This window comes from Bradyrhizobium sp. B097, assembly GCF_038957035.1.
In the GTDB taxonomy this organism is placed as follows: domain Bacteria; phylum Pseudomonadota; class Alphaproteobacteria; order Rhizobiales; family Xanthobacteraceae; genus Bradyrhizobium.
On sequence record NZ_CP152412.1, the window covers coordinates 8483592 to 8505221 of the forward strand.

General features: G+C 65.1%; 17 protein-coding genes. 5 read left to right on the top strand and 12 right to left on the bottom strand.

Translation table 11 applies throughout. The features are described from left to right. Positions 1-114 precede the first annotated feature (114 nt). Positions 115-1437: an MATE family efflux transporter gene (locus AAFG07_RS39060; RefSeq protein ID WP_342724901.1), complete on the top strand. Its 1323-nt coding sequence runs from the start codon at positions 115-117 to the stop codon at positions 1435-1437. Positions 1438-1706: 269 nt separating this feature from the next. Here the strand turns inward: AAFG07_RS39060 and AAFG07_RS39065 are convergent, their stop codons facing one another. Together AAFG07_RS39065 and AAFG07_RS39070 are read right to left on the bottom strand one after the other, a co-directional pair. Continuing rightward, positions 1707-2804 carry a quinone-dependent dihydroorotate dehydrogenase gene (locus AAFG07_RS39065; protein ID WP_342724902.1) on the bottom strand — a complete coding sequence of 366 codons (1098 nt, stop codon included), beginning with the start codon at positions 2802-2804 and terminating at the stop codon, positions 1707-1709. Beyond that, positions 2801-3145 carry a DUF952 domain-containing protein gene (locus tag AAFG07_RS39070; RefSeq protein WP_168470963.1) on the bottom strand — a complete coding sequence of 115 codons (345 nt, stop codon included), beginning with the start codon at positions 3143-3145 and terminating at the stop codon, positions 2801-2803. Before AAFG07_RS39070 ends, AAFG07_RS39065 begins: the two co-directional genes overlap by 4 nt. A 200-nt stretch (positions 3146-3345) precedes the next feature. Between AAFG07_RS39070 and AAFG07_RS39075 the strand changes: the two genes are divergently transcribed. After that, positions 3346-3999: a helix-turn-helix transcriptional regulator gene (locus tag AAFG07_RS39075; RefSeq protein ID WP_342724903.1), complete on the top strand. Its 654-nt coding sequence runs from the start codon at positions 3346-3348 to the stop codon at positions 3997-3999. Positions 4000-4180: 181 nt separating this feature from the next. Here the strand turns inward: AAFG07_RS39075 and AAFG07_RS39080 are convergent, their stop codons facing one another. The 6 genes from AAFG07_RS39080 to AAFG07_RS39105 all read right to left on the bottom strand — a co-directional run bounded on the left by AAFG07_RS39080 (position 4181) and on the right by AAFG07_RS39105 (position 9594). Beyond that, positions 4181-4966, bottom strand: a complete 786-nt coding sequence (locus AAFG07_RS39080; RefSeq protein WP_342724904.1) for a class II aldolase/adducin family protein — start codon at positions 4964-4966, stop codon at positions 4181-4183. Positions 4967-5211: 245 nt separating this feature from the next. Beyond that, positions 5212-6852 carry a lysine--tRNA ligase gene (locus AAFG07_RS39085; RefSeq protein WP_342724905.1) on the bottom strand — a complete coding sequence of 547 codons (1641 nt, stop codon included), beginning with the start codon at positions 6850-6852 and terminating at the stop codon, positions 5212-5214. A gap of 223 nt (positions 6853-7075) precedes the next feature. Next, on the bottom strand, positions 7076-8107 hold the full coding sequence (locus tag AAFG07_RS39090; RefSeq protein WP_342724906.1) for a transporter substrate-binding domain-containing protein: 1032 nt from the start codon (positions 8105-8107) through the stop codon (positions 7076-7078). A gap of 91 nt (positions 8108-8198) precedes the next feature. Further along, positions 8199-8789 (bottom strand): SCO family protein, encoded by a 591-nt coding sequence (locus AAFG07_RS39095; RefSeq protein ID WP_342709080.1) that lies wholly within the window; start codon positions 8787-8789, stop codon positions 8199-8201. A gap of 18 nt (positions 8790-8807) precedes the next feature. Next, complete coding sequence (locus AAFG07_RS39100; RefSeq protein WP_224924176.1) at positions 8808-9044, bottom strand: hypothetical protein; 237 nt, start codon at positions 9042-9044, stop codon at positions 8808-8810. Between the two features lie 70 nt (positions 9045-9114). Beyond that, complete coding sequence (locus tag AAFG07_RS39105) at positions 9115-9594, bottom strand: hypothetical protein (RefSeq protein WP_342724907.1); 480 nt, start codon at positions 9592-9594, stop codon at positions 9115-9117. A gap of 277 nt (positions 9595-9871) precedes the next feature. On the opposite strand from AAFG07_RS39105, the gene AAFG07_RS39110 reads away from it, so the two are divergent. Further along, positions 9872-11530 (top strand): FAD-binding dehydrogenase, encoded by a 1659-nt coding sequence (locus tag AAFG07_RS39110; protein ID WP_342724908.1) that lies wholly within the window; start codon positions 9872-9874, stop codon positions 11528-11530. 88 nt (positions 11531-11618) lie between these two features. Here the strand turns inward: AAFG07_RS39110 and AAFG07_RS39115 are convergent, their stop codons facing one another. The 4 genes from AAFG07_RS39115 to AAFG07_RS39130 all read right to left on the bottom strand — a co-directional run bounded on the left by AAFG07_RS39115 (position 11619) and on the right by AAFG07_RS39130 (position 19480). Next, a complete protein-coding gene (locus AAFG07_RS39115; protein WP_342724909.1) occupies positions 11619-11978 on the bottom strand; it encodes a hypothetical protein in 360 nt (119 codons plus the stop codon). A 312-nt stretch (positions 11979-12290) separates the two neighbouring features. Then, positions 12291-16637, bottom strand: a complete 4347-nt coding sequence (locus AAFG07_RS39120) for a translocation/assembly module TamB domain-containing protein (RefSeq protein WP_342724910.1) — start codon at positions 16635-16637, stop codon at positions 12291-12293. Next, positions 16637-18625 carry a BamA/TamA family outer membrane protein gene (locus tag AAFG07_RS39125; protein WP_342724911.1) on the bottom strand — a complete coding sequence of 663 codons (1989 nt, stop codon included), beginning with the start codon at positions 18623-18625 and terminating at the stop codon, positions 16637-16639. Before AAFG07_RS39125 ends, AAFG07_RS39120 begins: the two co-directional genes overlap by 1 nt. A gap of 507 nt (positions 18626-19132) precedes the next feature. Next, a complete protein-coding gene (locus tag AAFG07_RS39130) occupies positions 19133-19480 on the bottom strand; it encodes a helix-turn-helix domain-containing protein (protein ID WP_342724912.1) in 348 nt (115 codons plus the stop codon). Positions 19481-19584: 104 nt separating this feature from the next. Between AAFG07_RS39130 and AAFG07_RS39135 the strand changes: the two genes are divergently transcribed. Both AAFG07_RS39135 and AAFG07_RS39140 read left to right on the top strand, forming a co-directional pair. After that, positions 19585-21036, top strand: a complete 1452-nt coding sequence (locus AAFG07_RS39135) for a CDGSH iron-sulfur domain-containing protein (protein ID WP_342724913.1) — start codon at positions 19585-19587, stop codon at positions 21034-21036. Positions 21037-21257: 221 nt separating this feature from the next. Continuing rightward, positions 21258-21608: a RidA family protein gene (locus tag AAFG07_RS39140; protein WP_194458126.1), complete on the top strand. Its 351-nt coding sequence runs from the start codon at positions 21258-21260 to the stop codon at positions 21606-21608. Positions 21609-21630: the final 22 nt, after the last annotated feature.

The window sequence follows — 21630 nt, forward strand, 5'->3', positions numbered from 1 at the left end:
CCATGCCATGCCTTGTCGGCTGCCCCTCCGCCACCGCATTGCTCTGAGTACAATTCCGACATGGTCGCGCGACGGATGTCGCGATAGAAACGCCTATTCCTTGCAACTGTAGCCATGCACGCCCCCACCCACCCAAAGATCACGACCCGCCAGGTGTTCGCCATCGCCGGTCCCGCGATGGTCGCCAACCTGACCACGCCGCTGATCGGCATCGTCTCGACCACCGCGATCGGCCGGCTCGACGATGCCGCGCTGCTCGGCGGGGTGGCGATGGCCTCGGTGATCTTCGACTGCCTGTTCTGGCTGTTCGCCTTCCTGCGCATGAGCACGCTGGCCTTCACCGCGCAGGCGCAGGGCGCGGGCGAGCCGCAGGAATATGCCGCGATCCTGGTGCGCGGCTTCATCGTCGCCGGCCTGATCGGCGCTGCGCTGATCGCGTTGCAGGTGCCGCTCGCCGCGATCACATTCCAGCTGATGGGCGGCAGCGAAGGCGTCACACGTGCGGCCAAGAGCTATTTCATGATCCGGATCTGGTCGGCGCCGCTGGCGCTCGCCAATTACGTCATCCTGGGCTGGCTGGTCGGCCAGGCGCGCGCCAATCTGGCGCTGGCGCTGCAGATCGTGATCAATTTGATCAACATGGCCGCAACCGTGCTGCTGGTGCAGGTCTACGGCGCCGGCATCGCCGGTGCCGCGATCGCCGCCGTGCTTGCCGAGACGACCGGCTTCGCTGCCGGCATCGTCGTGGCGTGGCGGATCTCGCAAGGCGGCTTCGCTGTTCCAGCGGCCACGCTGTTCGACCGCGCCAAGCTGATGCGCATGCTGGCCGTCAACCGCGACATCATGGTCCGCACCGCGGCGCTGATCGTCGTGTTCCTGTTCTTCACCGCCAAGGGCGCGCGCGAAGGCGACGTCACGCTGGCGGCGAACTCGGTGCTGAACAATTTCCTGCTGGTGAGCGCCTTCTTCCTCGACGGCCTCGCCAACGCTGCCCAGCAGCTCTGCGGCCGCGCCTTCGGCGCCCGCGACGCACGCGGCTTCGCCGATTCGACCCGGCTGGTGCTGCTGTGGGGTGTCGGCTTCGCGCTGGTCGTCTCGGTGCTGTTCGCGCTGTTCGGACCCGCGCTGATCAACCTGATGACGACAAGCGACGACGTGCGCCGCTATGCGCGCGAGTTCCTGGTGTTCGTGATCCTGGCGCCGTTACCCGGCGTGTTCGCGTTCGGCTTCGACGGCATCTATGTCGGCGCGACCTGGGCGCGCGAGATGCGCAATTTGATGCTGGCCTCGCTCGCGATCTTCCTCGCCGCGTGGTGGGCGCTCAGCGGATTTGGCAACACCGGGCTGTGGATCGCGCTGCTCGGCTTCTACGTCGCGCGCGGCGGTCTGCAAGGCCTGCGCTATCCGGCGCTGCTGAGGAAGTCGTTCAAATCGTAGTTGCGTAGCCCGGATGGAGCGAAGCGAAATCCGGGGTCTGCATCCGCGGCGAGACTGTCCCGGATTGCGCTGCGCTCCATCCGGGCTACGAAGTTCTCTTCCCCTTCCCCCTGAAAGGGGGAAGGTTGGGATGGGGGTCAGCCGCAGGCGACGCAGCTCATGGAGAGAGCTGACCCCCACCCGCTTTGCTCTGGCGAGCAAAGCAACCTCCCCTTTTCAAGGGGAGGTTGGGGCGCAGCCGGATTTCGCTTCATCCGGGCTACGAGCACCTACCGCACCGGCCAATCCTCGGCCGTGATGGTCGCGGCATCGGCGCCGACGATTTCCGACAGCGAGTCGCGGCCGGTGCGCAGCAAGGTCGAGGACAGATCGCGCTTGATGTCGTCGACCAGGCCGATGCCCTTGTAGACCAGCGAGGAATAGAGCTGGATCAGGCTGGCCCCGGCGCGGATCTTGGTCAGCGCGGCGCCGCCGCTATCGATGCCGCCGACGCCGATCAACGGAAACGCGCCTTCGACGCGGACATAGGTCTCGGCGACCATCCGGGTTGAGAGGCGGAACAGCGGACGGCCCGACAGGCCACCCTGCTCGCTGGCACGGTTCTCCTCGCGCAAGGTCGAAGGACGCGCCAGCGTGGTGTTGGCGACAATCATGCCGTCGACGCGCCGCGAGCGCGCGATATGAACGACATCGTCGAGCTCGGCGAGGCTCAGATCCGGCGCGATCTTCAGCAGCACCGGCGAATCGCCGGCGTTCTTGCGCACGCGCTCGCGGGTATCGATCACCCGCGCCAGCAAATCGTCGAGCGCCGCCGATTGCTGCAGATTGCGCAGGCCCGGCGTATTCGGCGAGGAGACGTTGACGGTGAAATAGCTCGCGACCGGGGCAAACGTTTCGATCAGCTTCACATAGTCGGCGACGCGGTCGGTCGAATCCTTGTTGGCCCCGACATTGACCCCGATGATGCCGCCGCCACTGGCGCGCGCGGCGAGCCGGCGCAGCACCGCTTCCGCGCCGTCATTGTTGAAGCCCATGCGGTTGATGACGGCTTCGTCGCGCTCCAGGCGAAACAGCCGCGGCCGCGGGTTGCCGGCTTGCGGCTTCGGCGTCACCGAGCCGATCTCGACAAAGCCGAAACCAAGCCGCAGCAGCGCGTCGGGCACCTCGGCGCTCTTGTCGAAACCCGCCGCCATGCCGATCGGGTTCGGAAAGTTCAGCCCGAAGGCACGCACCGCGAGCTTGGGATCATCCGGCCGCTGCCGGATCGGCGGCAGCAGCTTCAAGCCCTGGATCGCCATGCGATGGGCATCTTCAGGATCGAACCAGCGCAGCAGCGGCAGCGAGAAGGCGTCGAAGGCTCGGATCACGGCTTGAGCTCCGGAACGTCGTGTCCGCCGTCGGAGCGCGCGCGAAGGCTGAGGATTTCGGTGACCGCGCCGAGGTCGAGTTCGCCATAGAGATGCGGGAACAATTCGTCATTGCGCGAGCGTTCCCAGCGCAAGGCGTCGCCGAGCGCATCGGCATCGACCGCGACCAGGAACAGGCCGGTTTGCCCGTGGTAGTGCTTGCGCGCGGTCTCGGCCACCTGGGAGGCGGTGGAAAAATGGATGAAGCCGTCGCGATTGTCGTCCGCACTGCCCCGGTAGACGCCCTGCCGCTCGGCCTCGCGCCAAGCCGAAGCGGGAGTGATTTTGTAGATCATGGGCACGGCCCGGCCTTCCCTTTTGTCCTTGAGTCTCTTGGGGTTTTATCCGGATTTGAGGGGAAATGCCCCAGACGCCATATGGCGAGCGAGGGACCGTATCGGCGGCAGCGGCGCAACTCAAGCGGTGGGCGGACACATCCGACGGCAGATTTGCGGAAACTCCCGGTTTCAGGTAATAATTCCTACCATCCGGGGTGTCCTCGATGGCCAAACAGTCCAAAGCCGCCCGACCGCTGACCCACGCGCAGGTCTGGGCCGCGCTCGACCGGCTCGCCGAACGCGCCGGCCTGTCGCCATCAGGCCTTGCCAAGCAGTCCGGTCTCGACCCCACCACCTTCAACAAGTCCAAGCGCGTGACCGGCGACGGACGCGAGCGCTGGCCGTCGACCGAATCGCTCTCCAAGGCGCTGGCCGCGAGCAATGCCAGCATGGAGACCTTCGTGCAGTTGCTCGGCGATGGTCCGCGCGCCGGCCAGTCGGTGCCGTTGCTCGGCTTCGCGCAGGCCGGCGCCGGCGGCTATTTCGACGACTCTGGCTTTCCCGCCGGCAAGGGCTGGGATGAAGTGGCACTGCCGGCGACCACTGACGAGCACGCCTATGCGCTGGAGATCGAGGGCGACTCGATGAAGCCGGCCTATCGCGAAGGTGACATCATCGTAGTGTCACCCGCGACCGCGATCCGCCGCGGCGACCGCGTCGTGGTGCGCACGACCGGCGGCGAGGTGATGTTGAAGGAACTGAGGCGACGCACCGGCAAGGTGCTGGAACTCGCATCGCTCAATCCGGAGCATCCCGACCGCATGCTCGAGGCCGAGGAGGTCGCGTGGATCGCACGCGTGGTGTGGGCGAGCCAGTAAGCTGTGGCGATTCAGTCGCCACAAAAACCAGTGTCGTCCCGGGCAAGCGAAGCGCGACCCGGGACCCATAACCACCACTCATTTTGTTTGAGTAAGCTGGGGCCACAGCCTGCTCTAACAACCAACCCCTGTGGTTATGGGTCCCTGCTTTCGCAGGGACGACGGTGGAGTTTGACGCGAATTACGTCGCGTAGTCCGGCTCCTTGCGGTCCAGCATCCGCTTCAGTGCATCGAAATGCCGCTGCGACGGGGACGGGCCGGTGTAGAGGTGGTCGTCGCGGAAATCGCGCTTGGTCTTCTCGACCACATGCTGCGGCAATTGCTTGAGCGGCTGCTGGGTCCACATCGCATAGATCTGCACCTGCGCGGCGCGCTCGATGTAATAGAGCCGGTCATAGGCGTCGGCGACGGTCTCGCCGACGGTCGAGATACCGTGATTGGCCATGAACAGGATGGTCTTGTTGCCGATCACCTTGGCGAGCCGCGCGCCTTCCTCGGGATCCAGCGCAGGGCCGGCGTAGAGATCGTCATAGGCGATCGCCTCCGACAGCCCGACCTCGGTCTGGCCGATCTCCTTGATGCGCGGATCCTCGAGCCGCGTCAGCGCGCTTGCATACGGCATATGGGTGTGGAACACCGCCTTGGCCTGCGGCAGCGCCTTGTGGATCGGCGCATGGATGCAATAGCAGGAGCGCTCGACCTCACCCTCGCCGCGCTTCACCTCGGCATCGTCGATACCGACCTCCATGAAGGACGACGCGGTGACCTCCGACCAGTGCATGCCGAACGGGATCTGATAGTAGCGATCGCTGCGGCCGGGCACCACGAAGGTGAGATGGTTGAAGATGCCTTCCGAAAAGCCGTGGTTGTAGGCGAGCCGATGCGCCGCCGCGAGGTCGACCCGCGCCTGCCATTCCTCGGCGCTCGAACTGTCCTGCAGCGATGTCGGCGAAACCCTGAACTGCATGCGCATGCTCCCATCTGTGCCGGCCTCTCGACGGAGGCCGTGCTGATTTTGTGGAGCGAGTGTAGCGCAATCCGGCGGCAACCCCGGCTGAAATTGCCGGGGATCAGCCATCCGGATTTTGCGGCGCTACGCCGCAGCCGTGGTGCCGTAGCCCGGAAGGAGCGCAGCGCAATCCGGGGCACCTGGGCAGCTGGGAACGCTTCCCGGATTTCGCTGCGCTCCATCCGGGCTACACGTTCCTCAAACTACGACGACCGCGCCAGCGCGCCGTCGATCATGTTCACCGCGTTCTGCACGCCGTAGACCGCGACGAAGGAGCCGAAGCGCGGACCCTTCTCCTGGCCGAGCAGCACCTGATAGAGCATGTTGAACCAGTCGAGCGAGACGCCGGGACGGCCATCCTTGCCCTTCTTGACGGTGTCGAGGAACGGCTCGCGGCGGCCGATCTCGTAGACCACGTTCTGGATGTCTTCCGCGGTCGCGTCAGCCGGCATGTTGGCGAGCGCATCGCGCAAATCCTGCAACGCAGCCCGTTCGCGGTCGGTCGGTTCGCGGAACTGCTTGGTCGGCGCCACGAAGTCGCGATAGTAGTTGATGGCATAGCCGACCATCGCATCGAGCTTCGGATGGGTCTGCGGCGTCACGCCCGGACGATAGCGGCCGATGAAGCCCCACAGCGTCTCGGCGTTCTCCGCATTCGACGACGACACCAGCGTCAGCAACAGCTGGAAGGTGACGGGCATGTCGGCCTGCGACGGCTTGCCGGAATGGATGTGCCAGACCGGATTCTGCAGCTGCTGCCGCGCCTCCTGCCGCGTGAAGCCGTCGAGGAACTGCTGGTAGTCGTCGACATTGCGCGGGATGACGTCGAAATAGAGCCGCTTCGCCGCCTTGGGCTCGCGATACATGAACAGCGACAGCGATTCCGGCGAGGCGTAGCGCAGCCATTCGTCGATCGTCAGGCCATTGCCCTTCGACTTCGAGATCTTCTGGCCCTTCTCGTCAAGGAACAGCTCGTAGTTGAAGCCCTCCGGCGGCGTGCCGCCGAGCGCCGAACAGATCTTGGCAGACAGCTTCACCGAATCGATCAGGTCCTTGCCGGCCATTTCATAGTCGACGCCGAGCGCGTACCAGCGCATCGCCCAATCCGGCTTCCATTGCAGCTTGCAGCGGCCGCCGGTGACGGGAACGGTGACGCTCTCCTTGGTATCGGGATCTTCGTAGGAGATCGTGCCGGCCTGGGCGTCGTGGGCCGTCACCGGCACATAAAGCACGAGGCCGGTGCGCGGACAGATCGGCAGGAACGGCGAGTAGCTCGCCGCGCGCTCCTCGCGCAGCGACGGCAGCATGATCGCCATCACCTTCTCGATCCGCTCCAGCATGCGCAGCAACGCCGCATCGAACCGGCCGGAGGTGTAATACTCGGTCGAGCTGGCGAATTCGTAGTCGAAGCCGAACTGATCGAGGAAGGCGCGCAGCCGCGCATTGTTGTGCTGGCCGAAGCTCGGATGGGTGCCGAACGGATCGGGGACCTTGGTCAGCGGCTTGCCGAGATGCTGCGCCAGCATCTCCTTGTTCGGCACGTTGTCCGGCACCTTGCGCAGGCCATCCATGTCGTCCGAGAAGGCGAGCAGGCGCGTCTTGATCTTGTCCTCGGTGAGCACGCGAAAGGCGTGGCGCACCATCGTGGTGCGCGCGACTTCGCCGAAGGTGCCGATATGCGGCAGGCCCGAGGGGCCATAGCCGGTCTCGAACAGCACCTCGTCCTTCGGATTTTTCTTCAGCCGCGCCACAATCGCTTTCGCCTGCTCGAACGGCCAGGCGTTGGATTGTTCGGCGAGCGCCCGCAGGTCGCTCGGACTGGCAGCAAGATCAATCACGGACATTCTTCAGGCTCTCTCCAAAAAGGCCGCGAAAACTAACGCTTTCGCGGAAAAATGCAAAACGGCGCTCCCTCGCCCCGCCCTTGCGGGGAGAGGGTTGGGGTGAGGGGCTCTATCCGCGTAACCGGCAAGAGAGGAATTCGCGGAGGCCCCCCTCACCCGGAATTCAAGCTGCGCTTGAATTCCGACCTCTCCCCGCAAGCGGGGCGAGGTGAAGATCACCGCATCAGAACGGGCTGATCGAGAAATAGCGCAGCCACAGATCGGTGAAGCGGCCTTTTTCCCAGATCCGGAACAGCGCCCAGTTCAGCGATTGCCGCAGCAGATCGTTGCCCTTGCGCACGGCGATGCCGACACCCTCGCCGAAATAGCGGCTCTCGACAAAGGGGCCGCCGGAAAACGCGCAGCATTCGGCGGAATCGGTGCCGTTGATCCAGAACGCGAGCGAGATCGCATCGCCAAAGATGAAGTCGACCTCGCCGCGGCGCAGCGCAGCGCGCAGCGCGTCGTTGTCCGGATAGGAATGGATCTCGGCGTCGGTGAACATCGCCTTGAGATAGGCCTCGTGCGAGGTGCCGGCGATGACGCCGACCTTCTTGCCCTCGAGATATTCCGGGCGGATTTCCGGCATCACATTGTCGCGGCGCGACGCGAAGCGCGCCGGCGCGCGATAATAGGGATCGGTGAAATCGACCTTGGCGCGCAGCTGCGGCGTCACCGCCATCGACGCGATGATGGCATCGCCCCGGTTGGTCGCCAGCGCATCGATCAGGGTCTCGAAGCGGCGCATCTGGATGGTGCAGGTGACCTTGATCTCGTCGCAAAGCGCGCGCGCCAGGTCGACATTGAAGCCGGCGGGATTGCCGTCGGGTCCGGTGAAGTTGAACGGCGGATAGTCGGTCTCGGTCAGGAAGCGGATCACGGTGAGGCGCGACAGGTCCGGCCGATCCGGCCGCCGCCGCGGGTCCCAGAAGCCCGGCACCGCCTGCGGCGCCGCCTCGGCAGCCTTGGGCGGCTGATTCGGAGGCGACGGGGCGGCAGCTGCCGGCGGCGTTGCTACCGGGGGCGTCGCTGGTGCCGCTTGTGCAGGGGCAGGCCTGGCGGGCTGGGCCGGTGCCGCCGCCTTGGGCGCCGCCGATGCCGGGGGCGTCTGTGCGCCCGCGGACCCTGCCATCACCAGCACGACGGCCGCCATTGCCGCGGCCAGGCGAAACTGGCGCGGGCGGACGGAAAAAGGCTGGGCAGTCGGATTTGGCATAACCGGCAATATCAGGAAATTGAACGGCTTATAGACCATCCGGCGCGTGATGCGAGCGCCGAATGGGTTAATTCTGAGCCGGAAAAAGGGGTCAAAGATAGCGTTTGAGATCGGTCGCCGCCTCTTCCGGCGTCCGTTTCAGATTGAACGGCGCGACGAAATGGCCGTCGCGGTCCATCAGATAGATCAGCGCGGTGTGATCCATCGTGTAGTCGCCATCCTTCAGCGGCACTTTCTTGGCGTAGACCCGATAGCTCGACAGCACCTTGGCGATCGCGGCGGGATCGCCGGTCAGGCCCTTGAGGTGCGGATCGAAGCTCGAAAGGTAATCCTTCATCGCCGTGGCGGTGTCGCGTTCCGGGTCGACCGAGACGAAATAGGCATTCACGCGGTCGGCGTCCTTGCCCATCGCCTTCAGGACCTCGGAGATCTCGAACAGCGAGGTTGGGCAGATGTCCGGGCAATGGGTGAAGCCGAAGAAGATCAGCGTCGGCTTGCCCTGGAGGTTCTTGTCGGTGACGGTCTGGCCGGACTGGTCGGTGAGCTGGAACGGCCCGCCGATCGCGGCCGGCGCCGCGACGGTGCGCAAGCCGCCGACCGCCCACAACATGAGGAACAGGCCGACCGCCAGACTGCCCGCGAAGGCTGCAAAGATCACCAATGGGCGCGTGGTCCGGGGCATGATGCGAGGGCGTCCTTGTCAGAAGCAGGCAGCGATGCCGGCCGTGATCATTTCGAAAAACACCGCGGTCCCGTAGTGGAACCAGAGCGCGGCAGCGGCGAGCAAGGCCAATCCGCCGATCCCGGCAGCACCCCACAGGATCGCAGATGCCACCCGGCCCTGCGGAGCCGTCACGAGCTCGGATCGGGTGGAGATCGGCTGAACCATGCGGTTGAGATAAGCCGGGTTCCGGCAGGCAGCAAGCGCAATGGCCATCTCAGGCCGTCAAATGATAGCGAGGCGATGCCCGGCGCTCACCTCGTCATGCCGCTCGCCGAGATCGGGCTCAGCGCGCCGGCTCGGCGGCGGGTTTGGGCGCCGAGGCCTGGGCGTTGAGGTAACACGGCTTGTACAGCGCCTGCAGTTGCTTGCCGCGCAGGAAGATCATGTGCCGGGTCAGGCCACCGCGGTCCGCGATCCATCTGCGTACCGCCGGCGGGTACATCAGGTACAGCATATGGGTGGCTTCGGGATTGGGGACCGGGCGGCCGTTGTCGCCGTAATCCCAGGCGGCATGGAAGCCGAGACTGGCGTGTGAGGTCACACAGATCCGGTCATGAGGGACCTTGCCGAGCACGATGGTGCAGGCCGAGGCGCACAGCCCGTCGATGATCACGGTTTCGCCCGATGTGCGCAGGTCCTGGTACCTGTCGACATAGATGCCGATCTTGCCGCCGCGATCGTCGGCGATCCTGACCACTGCCTGAGACGCCCCCATTCCCGCCAGCAGGAGAACCGCAGCGAGCAACCCCGTCATCAACTTCATTTTGGCCAGCCCCAGTCGAAACCGAATCTGTTTGGTCTGTGATGCAAGACAATCGTGAGCGTGTTGCGGCCGCGGATTTTTGTCCAGACGAGCGAAGCCGGTCAAAACAAATTCAAATTGGGTGTTGCGCGGGCGCTGCAGTGGCGTGTGGAAAAGGTCCCAAACTGGAACAACTTGCCGCAATCATTTGGTGCCTCGCCGCCACAGGCAAGGTCCATTTGGCGTTGACCGCGCACAACGACGCGGTCTTGAATTCCGGCGGGACCGGGGAAATCAAATGGCTGACGATGCAGATGTGATCGTGATCGGCGCCGGACTTGCCGGTCTGGTCGCCGCAACCGAGATCGCCGACGCCGGCAAGCGCGTCATCGTGCTCGACCAGGAAGGGGAACAGAGCATCGGCGGCCAGGCCTTCTGGTCGTTTGGCGGATTGTTCCTGGTCGATTCGCCGGAACAGCGCCGGCTCGGCATCAAGGATTCCGCCGAACTCGCGTTGCAGGACTGGATGGGCACCGCCGGTTTCGATCGCGAGGAGGATCATTGGCCGCGCAAATGGGCCGAAGCCTATGTCGCGTTCGCCGCGGGCGAGAAGCGCGACTGGTTGCGCGCGATGGGCCACCGCATTTTCCCGGTGGTCGGCTGGGCCGAGCGCGGCGGTTACGACGCCATGGGCCATGGCAATTCGGTGCCGCGCTTCCATGTCACCTGGGGCACCGGCCCCGGCATCGTCGAGCCGTTCGAGCGCCGCGCGCGCGAGGCCGCGAAGAACGGACAGCTGGTGTTCAAGTTCCGCCATCGTGTCGATGCGCTCAGCATCAGCAACGGCACGGTCGATGGCGTGAGCGGCGCGATCCTGGAACCATCTGATGTCGAGCGCGGCAAGAGCTCCTCGCGCAACGTCGTCGGTGATTTTTCGCTGCGCGCGCAGGCAGTGATCGTCGCCTCCGGCGGCATCGGCGGCAATCATGATCTGGTGCGGCAGAACTGGCCGAAGCGGCTCGGTGAACCGCCAAAGTTCATGATCTCCGGCGTGCCCGAACATGTCGACGGCCGCATGATCGGCATCACCGAGGCGGCGGGCGGCCGGCTGATCAATCGCGACCGGATGTGGCACTACGTCGAGGGCATCCAGAACTGGAGCCCGATCTGGCCGCGTCATGGCATCCGGATTCTGCCGGGACCGTCGTCGCTGTGGTTCGACGCCACGGGCAAGCGGCTTCCGGCGCCGCTGTTCCCGGGCTCCGACACGCTCGGGCAACTGCACTACATCATGGGCACCGGCTACGATTATTCGTGGTTCATCCTGACCCAGAGCATCATCAAGAAGGAGTTCGCGCTGTCGGGCTCCGAACAGAACCCCGACCTCACCGGCAAAAGCTGGCGCATGACGATCAAGCGCGCCACCAACAAGGGTGCGCCGGCGCCGGTGGAAGCCTTCAAGCAGCACGGCGCCGACTTCATCGTGCGCGACAATCTCGCTGAGCTAGTCGGCGCCATGAACAAGCTCGCCGGCAACGACCTCTTGCAGTTTGATGCCATCAAGACGCAGATCGAGGCGCGCGACCGCGAGATCACCAATCCCTACGTCAAGGACGCGCAGGTGATGAACCTGCACAATGCGCGGCGCTATATCGGCGACAGGCTGATCCGGACCGCCAAGCCGCACCGGATCCTCGATCCCGAACACGGCCCGCTGATCGCGGTGAAGCTCAACATCCTCACCCGCAAGACGCTTGGCGGTTTCGAGACTGATCTCGATTCGCGCGTGTTCGGTAACGATCACCAGATCATCCGCGGGCTCTATGCGGCCGGCGAAGCCGCCGGCTTCGGCGGCGGCGGCGTACACGGCTATCGCTCGCTGGAGGGCACGTTCCTGGGCGGCTGCCTGTTCTCGGGCCGAAACGCGGGACGCGCAGCGGCGAAGGCGGTGAACTAGCGCGCTGTTTCGAGATGCAGGAGGCCCGCCGGCTGGAACCGGCGGGCCTTTGTGGTTCAGTCCGGATGTCTTCAGGCTGCGAACTTCGTCAGGCCGTCTTGGTGAACAGCGTTAGGATGCCGTTGCTGAGATTGACCGCGACAACCTGCGCCGAGCTCAGTCCCTTCGCCTTCAACGCGGAGACTGCTTCCCGGGACGCGTCGATGGAACCGCGCAGGTTCTTCAGGTCGTCCTCGCTTGCCTTTGCGACGACAGCCTCGACCCTCGACCGGACCTCGGGCTTGAGTTCCTTGATGTCGACCACCTGTATGGTCCGGATGGCGGTGGATTCCTCAGATTGAGCCTGCGGCGGCGTCTTCGGTTGCGTTCCCTGCGTTTGCGCCCAGGCAGGTGTTCCAAGCGAGAGCGCCGCAGCGATGACGGATGCCGTAGAGATGCGCATGAGCATTCCTTGTGTTGATTGCCCCCAACACCCCGCGTGAACGACCTTTCCTTGCTTAAGGTTCCGGCCGGAAATCCGTTCGTCGCAAGGGGCGCTGCCAAAATATCGAAAACAACCCCATGCAAAGTAGCCGGCGGTGGCCGGCGTTCGACCAGGCAACTTGACACATCGGGCAACTCAGGGGTATTCTTCTAATATTCCGAAATTGCGCAGTGTCCCTCGCCCAAGACTGGGACATATGGCATTTGCGGGCTTCTGCGCTGCCACGTCGCAGGCGGGAGAGGAAACGCGCCTCAATCCGCGGCCAGTGTTCTCAACTCACCATTCAAAGCGCGTGCCGACCCCGACCGACGTTGCACCGGTTGCATCGACGTCGGATTCCACGCGGATATGACGCGTGACGTCCACATTGGCGGACACGCCGGACTGACTGGCGCTAGCGCCCGTCCGTACCCCGACGCTCAACCTGTCGCCGATCGCGCGCGACGCGCCTACCATCGGACTTCCGCCCGCTCCAACGCCGACATCAAGGCTGTCGACGCCGAGCGAGCGGCGCATACGGTCCATTGTGCCTTCACCACCGCTTGCGAACTGTGCCGCCACCTCCGCGAGCTGCAGGGCCTGCGACGTCGACAGGCTGCCTGACGCCTTCTGGAACAGGATGCGCGACAGAATCTCGTCCTGCGGCAATTGGGGCTGCGAGGTGAAGGCAAAGACCGGCGCGGATGCGGGCCCGGAGATGCCGACCTGCGCGGTGATGTCGGAGGCCGAGATCTCCGCCGCAAAGTCGAGCTCGGGGGCAAGATCGCCGTTGAAGGAGAGATTGCCCTTGGTGAAGGTCAACGTCTTTCCGAGCGCCACGAGCTTGCCTTGATAGAGCGAGAAGGCCCCCTTCGGGACCGGAGCGTTGGTCGTGCCGCCCACTTGCACGGAGCCGCCGAGTTCCGCAGTCACCCCGCGGCCGTGAATGAAAACGTGGTTCGGTGCCGACACCGTAACGTCGAGCGCAGCATTGAACAGCGCCGCGCGCCCCTTGCTGCCCCTCAGGGCTTCGGCCGTGCGTTCCGCCGCGAGGCGTGCAGCGGCCTGCCCCGACGCATTCACGTGGTTGATGCCGTCGATCGGCTTCAGCGTCGACGGCAGACGATCGGGAATATCGATGGCGACGTGGGTCAGGTCGATCCGGCCGTTGATCCGGGGATCGCGCGCCAGTGCACCGCTGACGTCGATCGCGAGATTGGCCTGCGCGGTCGCGAGCGCACTGGCCGCCAGCGTCGCCTGTTGTCCGCGAATCGAGACCGTGCCGGGGAAGCCTGCATCCGGGGCGACCCGCACCTGGCCGGTACCAGACAATGTGCCACCGTTCGGCGTCGCGGCGGTCAGGCGCTCCACGACGATACGATCTCCGTCGGCGGTGACTTTCGCCTCGATATTGTCGAAGCGTGTGCCGAGCAGGCTGTCGCGGAATGTACCGCCACTCAAGCTGGCGGCACCGCCGATCTGGGGCTTGGCGCGTGTGCCGCCTAACCGCGCATCGAGCACGATGCTGCCGGACACGGTGCGGCCGGACGCCGAGAGCGCGGCGTTCGCGACGGCGGCATCGAGACGGCCCTTCGCGGTCAGCGCGATTGGTCCGGCCGCATCGAGCGGTACCGTGCCCGAGGCGGAGATCGTGCCGGCTTTTCCGGCGGCGATCGTGGTGGCGATGCTCGCGCGGCTTCCGTCGAGGCGCCCATCTGCCGAGACGTCGATCGGCGGCAGGCCCGCGCTGCGGCTCTGCGGCGCGGTCAGCTGCTTGACGGTGACCTTGTACTGACCCGTCGGAGCGCTCGTCGAGCCGGCAATCGTCGCCGAGGCGTCGAGCGTCCCGGCAAGGCCCAGGCCCGGCATCACGACATCGGCCTCGCCGAGCGGGATCGCGCTTGCGAGCGCCTTGACGTTGAGCGTCTTGCCGGCACTGCCGTCAACCGTGAAGCGACCATTGCCGATGCCGAGAGCCAGATGCTCGATCAGCACGCTCCCCTCGTCGAGCGTGAAACTCGCTGGCCCCTGCAACGCGATCGCCCTGGCGCCGCGTCGCGCGGTGAAGCGGTTGAGATCGAACCGCGTGCGATCTTTGGCGGTGAGCACGCCTGCGGCATCGAGATCGAAGCCGGCCGCCTTGGCCGACAGGCCAAGGGTGCTGGTGCCGGCGTTCCCACGCGCGGTCAGCGCAATGCTCGAGACAGTCTGGCCGGCGATCTCGGCGCCGGTGACCTTGGCGTCGGCGTTGAGGAGCGGATGGCGGTAGAGATCGGTCGCATCGGCGCGTAGATCGAAGCTGCGGATCGCTGCACCGGCTGCGCGGATCCCCGCGCCCTTGCCGGCGAGACGGACGGATTGCTGGCCGTCATCGACCGATGCGGCAAGATCGAGCGATGCCGAACCGACGAGGTCCATCAGGGCGACCGGTGCGACGTCGGCGAGCGAGCCGGCGGCGAAATGGATCTGCCCGCGTGCGAGACTTTGCGCGTCGATCGTGCCCGCCCCCTTCAAGGATACTGAACCGATCGCGACGTCGACCGTCTTGGCGTCCCATCCGGCGAAAGCGGGAGCAGGTGTGTCGCCCGATTGACGGCTCGCTTGCACGATCCCGCGCGCCGGCTTGCCGTCGATCGAGCCATCGAGCCTGGCGTCGATGACACACGGTCCTTTGACGTCATTGACGGTCGCGGCGAGCTCCAGATGCGGAATCGGGCGCCGCATTGCGGTGGCGCGATCGACCGAGGCCGAGAATGACACGCCGGGATGCGCGAGCCCTCCGGTGAGGCCGACGTCGACGGCTGCCACACCGGTGAGGCGAGCATCGGCCGCGGCAAGATCGGGCAGACTGACACGCGCCGACAGATCGCTCGTTTCGCGGGTCACCGTTCCCTTGGCGCGAACCGCGACATGGGCGCCGTCGAGCGAAACGTCGCGGACCGTATAGGTGTCGCTGCCGCTATCTGCGCCGACATCGGCGGCAAGCGTGACGCGCGGTCCTGTGAGCCCATCCAGCGCCGCGAGCCCGGTCGCGATCCCCTCGCCAGTGCCGGACAATTTGGCGTCGACGCGGCCGTGCTCGCGATCGGCGTCGAGATCGAGGCCGAGAGCCACCGCGCCCTTGAGCTTCAACCCGGCGAGATCGCTGAAGCGGCCGAGGTCAGGCATGGCTCCGGTCGCACGGCCATGCAGCCGATCGGGACTGACGTCACCGGCATAGGTGGCCTGAACGGTCGGCGTGCCGATCTCCAGCCGCTCGATGGTGGCGTGGCCACCGAGATCAGTGCTGCCGTGGAGCACGAGCGAAGCACTGTTGCCGATTGCTGCCGCGAGACCGGGATCGCGCGGCGCGATGCCCGAGGCCCGCAAATTTGCATCCAGCACGATATGCGTTGCGAGGTCGCTGGGCTCGGCGCGAGGGACTGCCGTCAGCGAGGCGTCGAGCGCGTCGAGATTTCCATTCGGCAGGTGGGCGCCTGACATTGCGAGCTTGGCCGTGAGCGTCGGCGCCTTGATCGGTCCGTTGACCCTGCTGTCGAACACCAGGCTGCGGATCGACCCTTGATCCGTTTCCGTGACGTCGCCATTGCTGGGTAGGGCGCGGATGGAGGCCCTGAAATCCATCACTCTGTCGGCGCCAAGCAGGCCCTTCACGTCGAGCCGCGCGAGGCGGCTCGTGAGCGTCAGCCGGTCCAGCGCGACGCTGCCGTCGTCGCCGAAATGCGTCGTGCTGTCGAGATTGGTCTCGCCGGCAAAGACGGGCGCGGCAACCGACGGCAGCAGCGGTCCGAGATGACTCGTGAGACGGGTTGCAAGGACGCGGCCCGCCCCGTTGCGGTCAAGCGTGATCGCACCGGTCGCATCAATGGTAGGGCCGGCCTGAAACTTCAGCGCGCCGCGGAAGCTGTCGAGCGTGCCCTTGCCGCCCAGCGCGAAGGTCACGGGCGGCTCGCCCGGCAAATGACCGATCTTGGACATCAGTCCGCGGGACGGTTCGTCGAGCGTGACATCGAGGGTCAACGCGTTGCCTTGCGGTACGAAGGCGAGTGCGGCCTTGAAATGGCCCGGGAAATCAGTGCGGATCGCATCGAGGTTGAAAACGAGGCCCTCCGAGGGTGAGCCCAGCTCGGCATTGCCGGTCGCCTTGACGCTCAGGGCCTCGCCGAGAATGGGCTGGCCCAGCACCAGGGCACGCAGGTCGAAAGCCTTCACCTGTACTTTCACGGGAAGGTCCGGCAGGGTCGGCTGGCCGGACTCCGCGGCGGGCTGGTCGGACGGCAGCGGCTTTCGCTTGATATCGAGCGTGCCGATCTCGAGCCGATCGATCTCCAGCCGCCCCATTAGCAACGCAGTGCGCCGCCAGACGAGACGGGCCTTGTCGAGGGTCAGCCAAACTCCGTCCCTGTCGGTGATGCTGACATCGTGCACCGTCGCATCCGACGAGAGGACGCCGTCGACGGCGCCGATATGAACCTGGGTCGCGGGCGTCGAGAGCGTTCGCGAGACGAGGCCGGCGAGCATGTCCTGCTGATTTTCGCCGCTTCCGCCTACCATTCCATGGAAGACGACGCCGAGCACAGCAACAGAGACGACGCCAAGCGCCGCTATGGCAGAACCGACAATGAAGGCCCGTCGCACGCGCATCAGAAGGCCTGCCCGATGCTGACATAGATGGCGTAGCGACTGTCGCCGGGCCGCGGGTTCAGCGGTGTCGCGACGTCGAGCCGGATCGGGCCCACCGGCGTGAGATAACGCAGGCCGAGCCCGGCCCCGTAGCCGACATAATCGCTGAAGCCCGGCAGCGACGAACGGGACACCGAACCGAAGTCCACGAACGGCACGAGGCCGATGGTAGGTGTGATCCTGACGCGCACTTCAGCGGAGCCTTCGATCAGGCTGCTGCCACCGGTGATCTGACCGAACATCATCGGCGAGATGGTGTTGAAGCCGTAGCCGCGCACGGATCCGCCGCCGCCCGCGAAGAAACGGTGCGAATCCGGAATGTCAGCCAGCGGCGCTCCCGCGAGCGAGCCCGCAGCCAGCCGGCCCGCCAGCACGTAGTCGGCCTGCTCGTCGAGCGCGTAATAGGCCGAACCTGAGACGCGGCCCTCGAAGAGGTCGATCGTGGAGCCCATCAGCTTCGAATAGGCATTGACGGTCGCAGCAAGGCGCACACCGCGCGTGGGATCGAGCGGATTGTCCGTGGTGTCGTAGCGGCCGGTCGCGGTGAAGCCGACGAGTGTCGCATCGACCCGGCCCAGCACGTCCTGCGATCTCGACTGCTCGACTTGAATGCCGCCTTGCAGCGAAGCGGTCTCCGAAAAACGATGGACCACGCCGAGGGTGCCGCGCACCGTGTCGTCGGTATAGCCGCCTAGCACATTGTTGCCGACGCGCTCGCGGAAGGCGGTGGCTTCGATCAAGAGGTCGTTCGGGGTGCCGAACAAGCCCGGCTTGACGAAGGTTCCGGTGAATCGCGCACCAAAATCTGACGCGTGGAGATTATTGAACCCGCTGGAGGACGTTCCATCGATCCGTTGCAACAGGGAAGCGGACGCTTCAAGCCGCAGACGCTCGCCGCCGCCGAATATGTTCCGGTCCTCGTAGTAGCCCGAAATGCCGGGACCATCGACGGTAGAATATTTTGCCGACAGGCCCACCGCGTGCCTGGGTCGATCCGTCACATCGATGAAGACCGGCAGGTTGCCGTTGGCGTCCAGCTTGTCGGCCTCACGAATGCGAATGCCGCCGATCGCCGGAATTCTTGCGATCGAGGTCTTGGTCAGCGCCAGTCGCTCGGGAGAATAGGGCTCGCCTTCCTTCAGATAAACATGGGTCGCCACCACCCGCGGGTCGACGGCCCCGTCGCCCGAGATAGTGACGGCGCCGATACCGGCCTTCGGGCCTGGTTCGACCCGCAGGTGGAAATCCATCGCGCCCGCCGCGTGATCCACTGTTGCCTTGACGTCCGCGATTTTCGCCAACGGATGTCCATGACTGCGGAACCAGTCGACGAGTTTCAGCTGCGCGGCGCGCAGGTTGGCGGACACAGCCGGATCGCCTGGCTTCAGAGCAAAGGCGCGAATTGGCAGTCCCTGCGGCGCTTGGTCGCGAGGATAATCGACATCGACAGTCCGCAATGTGAACGTCGGGCCGAGCCGAGCGATGATCGCAATGGGAATGATCGAGCGGTTGCGAAACTTGTCTGCACGCTGCGCGGCGAGGGCCAGTCCGGCCTCGTCGAATGAGACGGGAACTCCGTCTATCGTGATATCGATCTCTGCGTTGTAGTGGCCCAGTCCCCAAAGTGCATCCAGGAGCGGATTGACGTCGGCCTGAAGTCGGCGCGCAAGACCTTCTCCATCCGGCGGCGGTTCTTGCCGGAGACGATATGTCCCGGAAGCGTCGCGCAATGCTTGCTCGGCGTCGCTATCATTCTTGCCTTCGGTTGTCTTGGTTTCGATCGTGAGGCGGTATGACAACGTCGTGGCGCCAACTGGTGGCGGATCGTCGGAACCGAGCAGGCCGAAGAAGTCGAAGGCGTGAGCCGACTCGCACAGCAACCAACTGACTGCCGCAACGACTGCACAACCCGTGCGCAGAATCTTCCGTCCCATGGAAGAATAATTCACTTGCCTCGCCCGCCTCGGTGCAGGGGGGCGGCAAGGTGGCACCACTATCTCCCGGATGGTTCCGCTCCCGAACGCGTCGACTGACTTAGACCCGAGGCCTGTGGCGCTCAGATCTGACGATTCTCCTGCCTCTTTATTTCAACAGGCGCCACACGCACAAGTGATAGAGATCATGATGGATAATGTGGGGCAGCAGTCGGGACGCCATTGAGAGTGGCGTTAATCGAACAGATGTCGCGACGTTTGAGAAAGCTGCGTGATTACAGACGGCTCTCCATAATAACTCGTCGTGCTCGAACCACAGCGCTCTTAACCACTGTGGTGATAGGGTGACGGTTCAGGACGAAATTCTTTTGGAACTGCGATTGCTCATAGATGGGCGCCGTGAAGAAGCGCGAGGATATGGGAATGACTTGCGGTTAAGTCCCACGCAAGAGGTGCGGCTGCGCAGAAGCTCGCCTGCCGAGAACGTATCGGTCAGGTCAATTTTTCCTCGCGAGGCTCTACCTAGTCCGCCTCCGCACTGAGAAAGCGGACACCGAACGTGTCGGCGTTGGCCTCGCCCCAATCGTACAGCGCCTGCAGCATCGGCTTCAGCATCTCGCCGCGCTTGGTCAGGCAATAGCGCGAGGATCCGCCGCCGCGCTCCTGCTTGACGAAGCCTGAATTGCAGAGATCGCGCAGGCGCTCGGTCAACACCTTGTCGCTGAGCTGCGGGATGTCGTGGCGCAATTCGCCATAGCGCATCGGCCGGAGCTTCAGCCGGCTCAGGATCACGGTCTTCCATTTGCCGCTGAGCTGATCGATCGAGAACTCGACCGGGCAACCATATTTCCGCTTGGTCTTGCGGATCATCGCAACCTCCCGCGGCACTTTCCATCTGGTTCGTTGAGAGCCGCCGTCGATCCATCTAAGCACGCTTTGCACGGGTTGGGCGAGTTCAGGGATCATTGCAAGGCATGACAGAGGACAGTTCCGCCCGAGGCTCGAGCGACCAGCAACATCAGCGCAAGCGCATCATCGTCAGACGCAACGGGCCCTACGAACCCGACCCCGGCATCCCGATCGTCGATCATCTCGGCGTGCCGATCGCCGCCGAGGCGCCGGTGCGGCTCTGCCGCTGCGGACAATCGCAGACCAAGCCGTTCTGCGACGACAGCCATGTCGCGCGCGGCTTCGCCGACGCCAGGGATCCACGGCGCGTGCCCGACAAGCTCGACGTCTATGCGGGGCAGCAGGCGTTCGTGTTCGACAATCGCGGCACCTGCGCGCATTCCGGCTTCTGCACCGACCGGCTCAACTCGGTGTTTCATCTCGGCGAGGAGCCTTTCATCGCGCCGAGCGGGGCGCGCTTCGACGACCTCATCAATGCGGTGCGCAGATGCCCATCGGGCGCGCTCGGCATCGGCATCGGCCCCGCGCGGGACGCCAACCTGTCCGACGTCGACCGGCCGCCACAGATCGAAGTGTCGAAGGACGGCCCCTATCGCGTCGCCGGCCATGTCGAACTGGTCGACGAGGACGGCGCGCCGATCGCAGGGAATGCGGGCGCATCACAGGAGCATGTCAGCCTGTGCCGCTGCGGCTCGTCGCTGAACAAGCCGTTCTGCAGCGGCATGCACTGGAATGTCGATTTTCACGATCCGGTTCCGGATCCGCTGCGCGAGCCGACGCTGTTCGAATGGGCCGGCGGCTATCCGGCGCTGCTCGACATGACGCGCATCTTCTACAGCCGCTACGTGCCGGAAGATCCGCTGCTTTCCCCGCTGTTTGCCGAGATGTCGCCGGATCATCCCGAGCGGGTGGCGGCCTGGCTCAGCGAGGTGTTCGGCGGCCCGCGCTTCTACACCGAACGCTATGGCGGCTATCGGCGGATGGTGTCGCAGCACATCGGCAAGGAGATCCGGCCGGAGCAGCGCGCGCTGTGGGCCACCTACATGGTGCAGAGCGCCGACGATGCCGGGCTGCCGTCCGATCCGGAATTCCGCGCGGCATTCGTCGCCTATATCGAATGGGGCTCGCGGATCGCGGTGGAGAATTCCGGCACCGGCGCAAAACCGCCGCCGAACATGCCGGTGCCGCGCTGGTGGTGGGTCTGCAACGCAACGCCCGCCGCGCGGCCGCCCGCAATCGCAACCGATGCGCAGGCGGCGAACGGAGTCAGCGTCGCGCTTCCCGGCCCCGACGAGGCCGTGCAATTCGAGCAACACATCCGGCCGCTGTTCCGGCCGATGGACCGCAACTCGATGCTGTTCGCCTTCGATCTCTGGAAGGAGGCGGACGTCGCCAGGCACTGCCGGCAGATCCTGGCGCGCCTCGAGGCCGGCACCATGCCGTGCGACGGCGCCTGGCCGGCCGAACAGGTGGCGCTGTTCGCGCGCTGGGCGAATGGGCAGAATCCGCCGACCTGATTGCGCTGAGGCGATCTCGGAGCAATTTCGAGCGATTTCGGTGAACGGTGCTGCAAATTGTGCAGTGGCGGCGCTCGCTCTGGCAGGTTAGAGGTCTGGTTCTGATCAAATCAGAACCAACCCTGTCGATCTCTTGTCTTGACGCGTTTTCTTTACGCGAACCGGTAGCTACTTCGCTTGAAAACGCTATAGACATGCCCGCCATTCAAGTGGAGACCCAAATGAGCATTCAGCGTTTCGAAACCGGCCCGCGCATGAGCCAGGCCGTCGTGCACGGCAACACCGTCTATCTCGCCGGCGTCGTCGCCGGCAAAGCGGCGGGCGGCAGCGTCACCGACCAGACCAAGGACATCCTGTCGATCATCGACGGCCACCTCGCCAAGGCCGGCACCGACAAGTCGAAGCTGCTCAGCGCGACCATCTACATCACCGACATGAAGACGTTCCCCGAGATGAACGCGGCGTGGGACTCGTGGGTCTCGGAGGGTAACACCCCGGCCCGCGCCACCGTCGAGGCCAAGCTCGCGGCGCCGCAGTACAATGTCGAGATCATGGTCGTCGCGGCGAAGTAGACGCGACGCGGATCATCGCAAT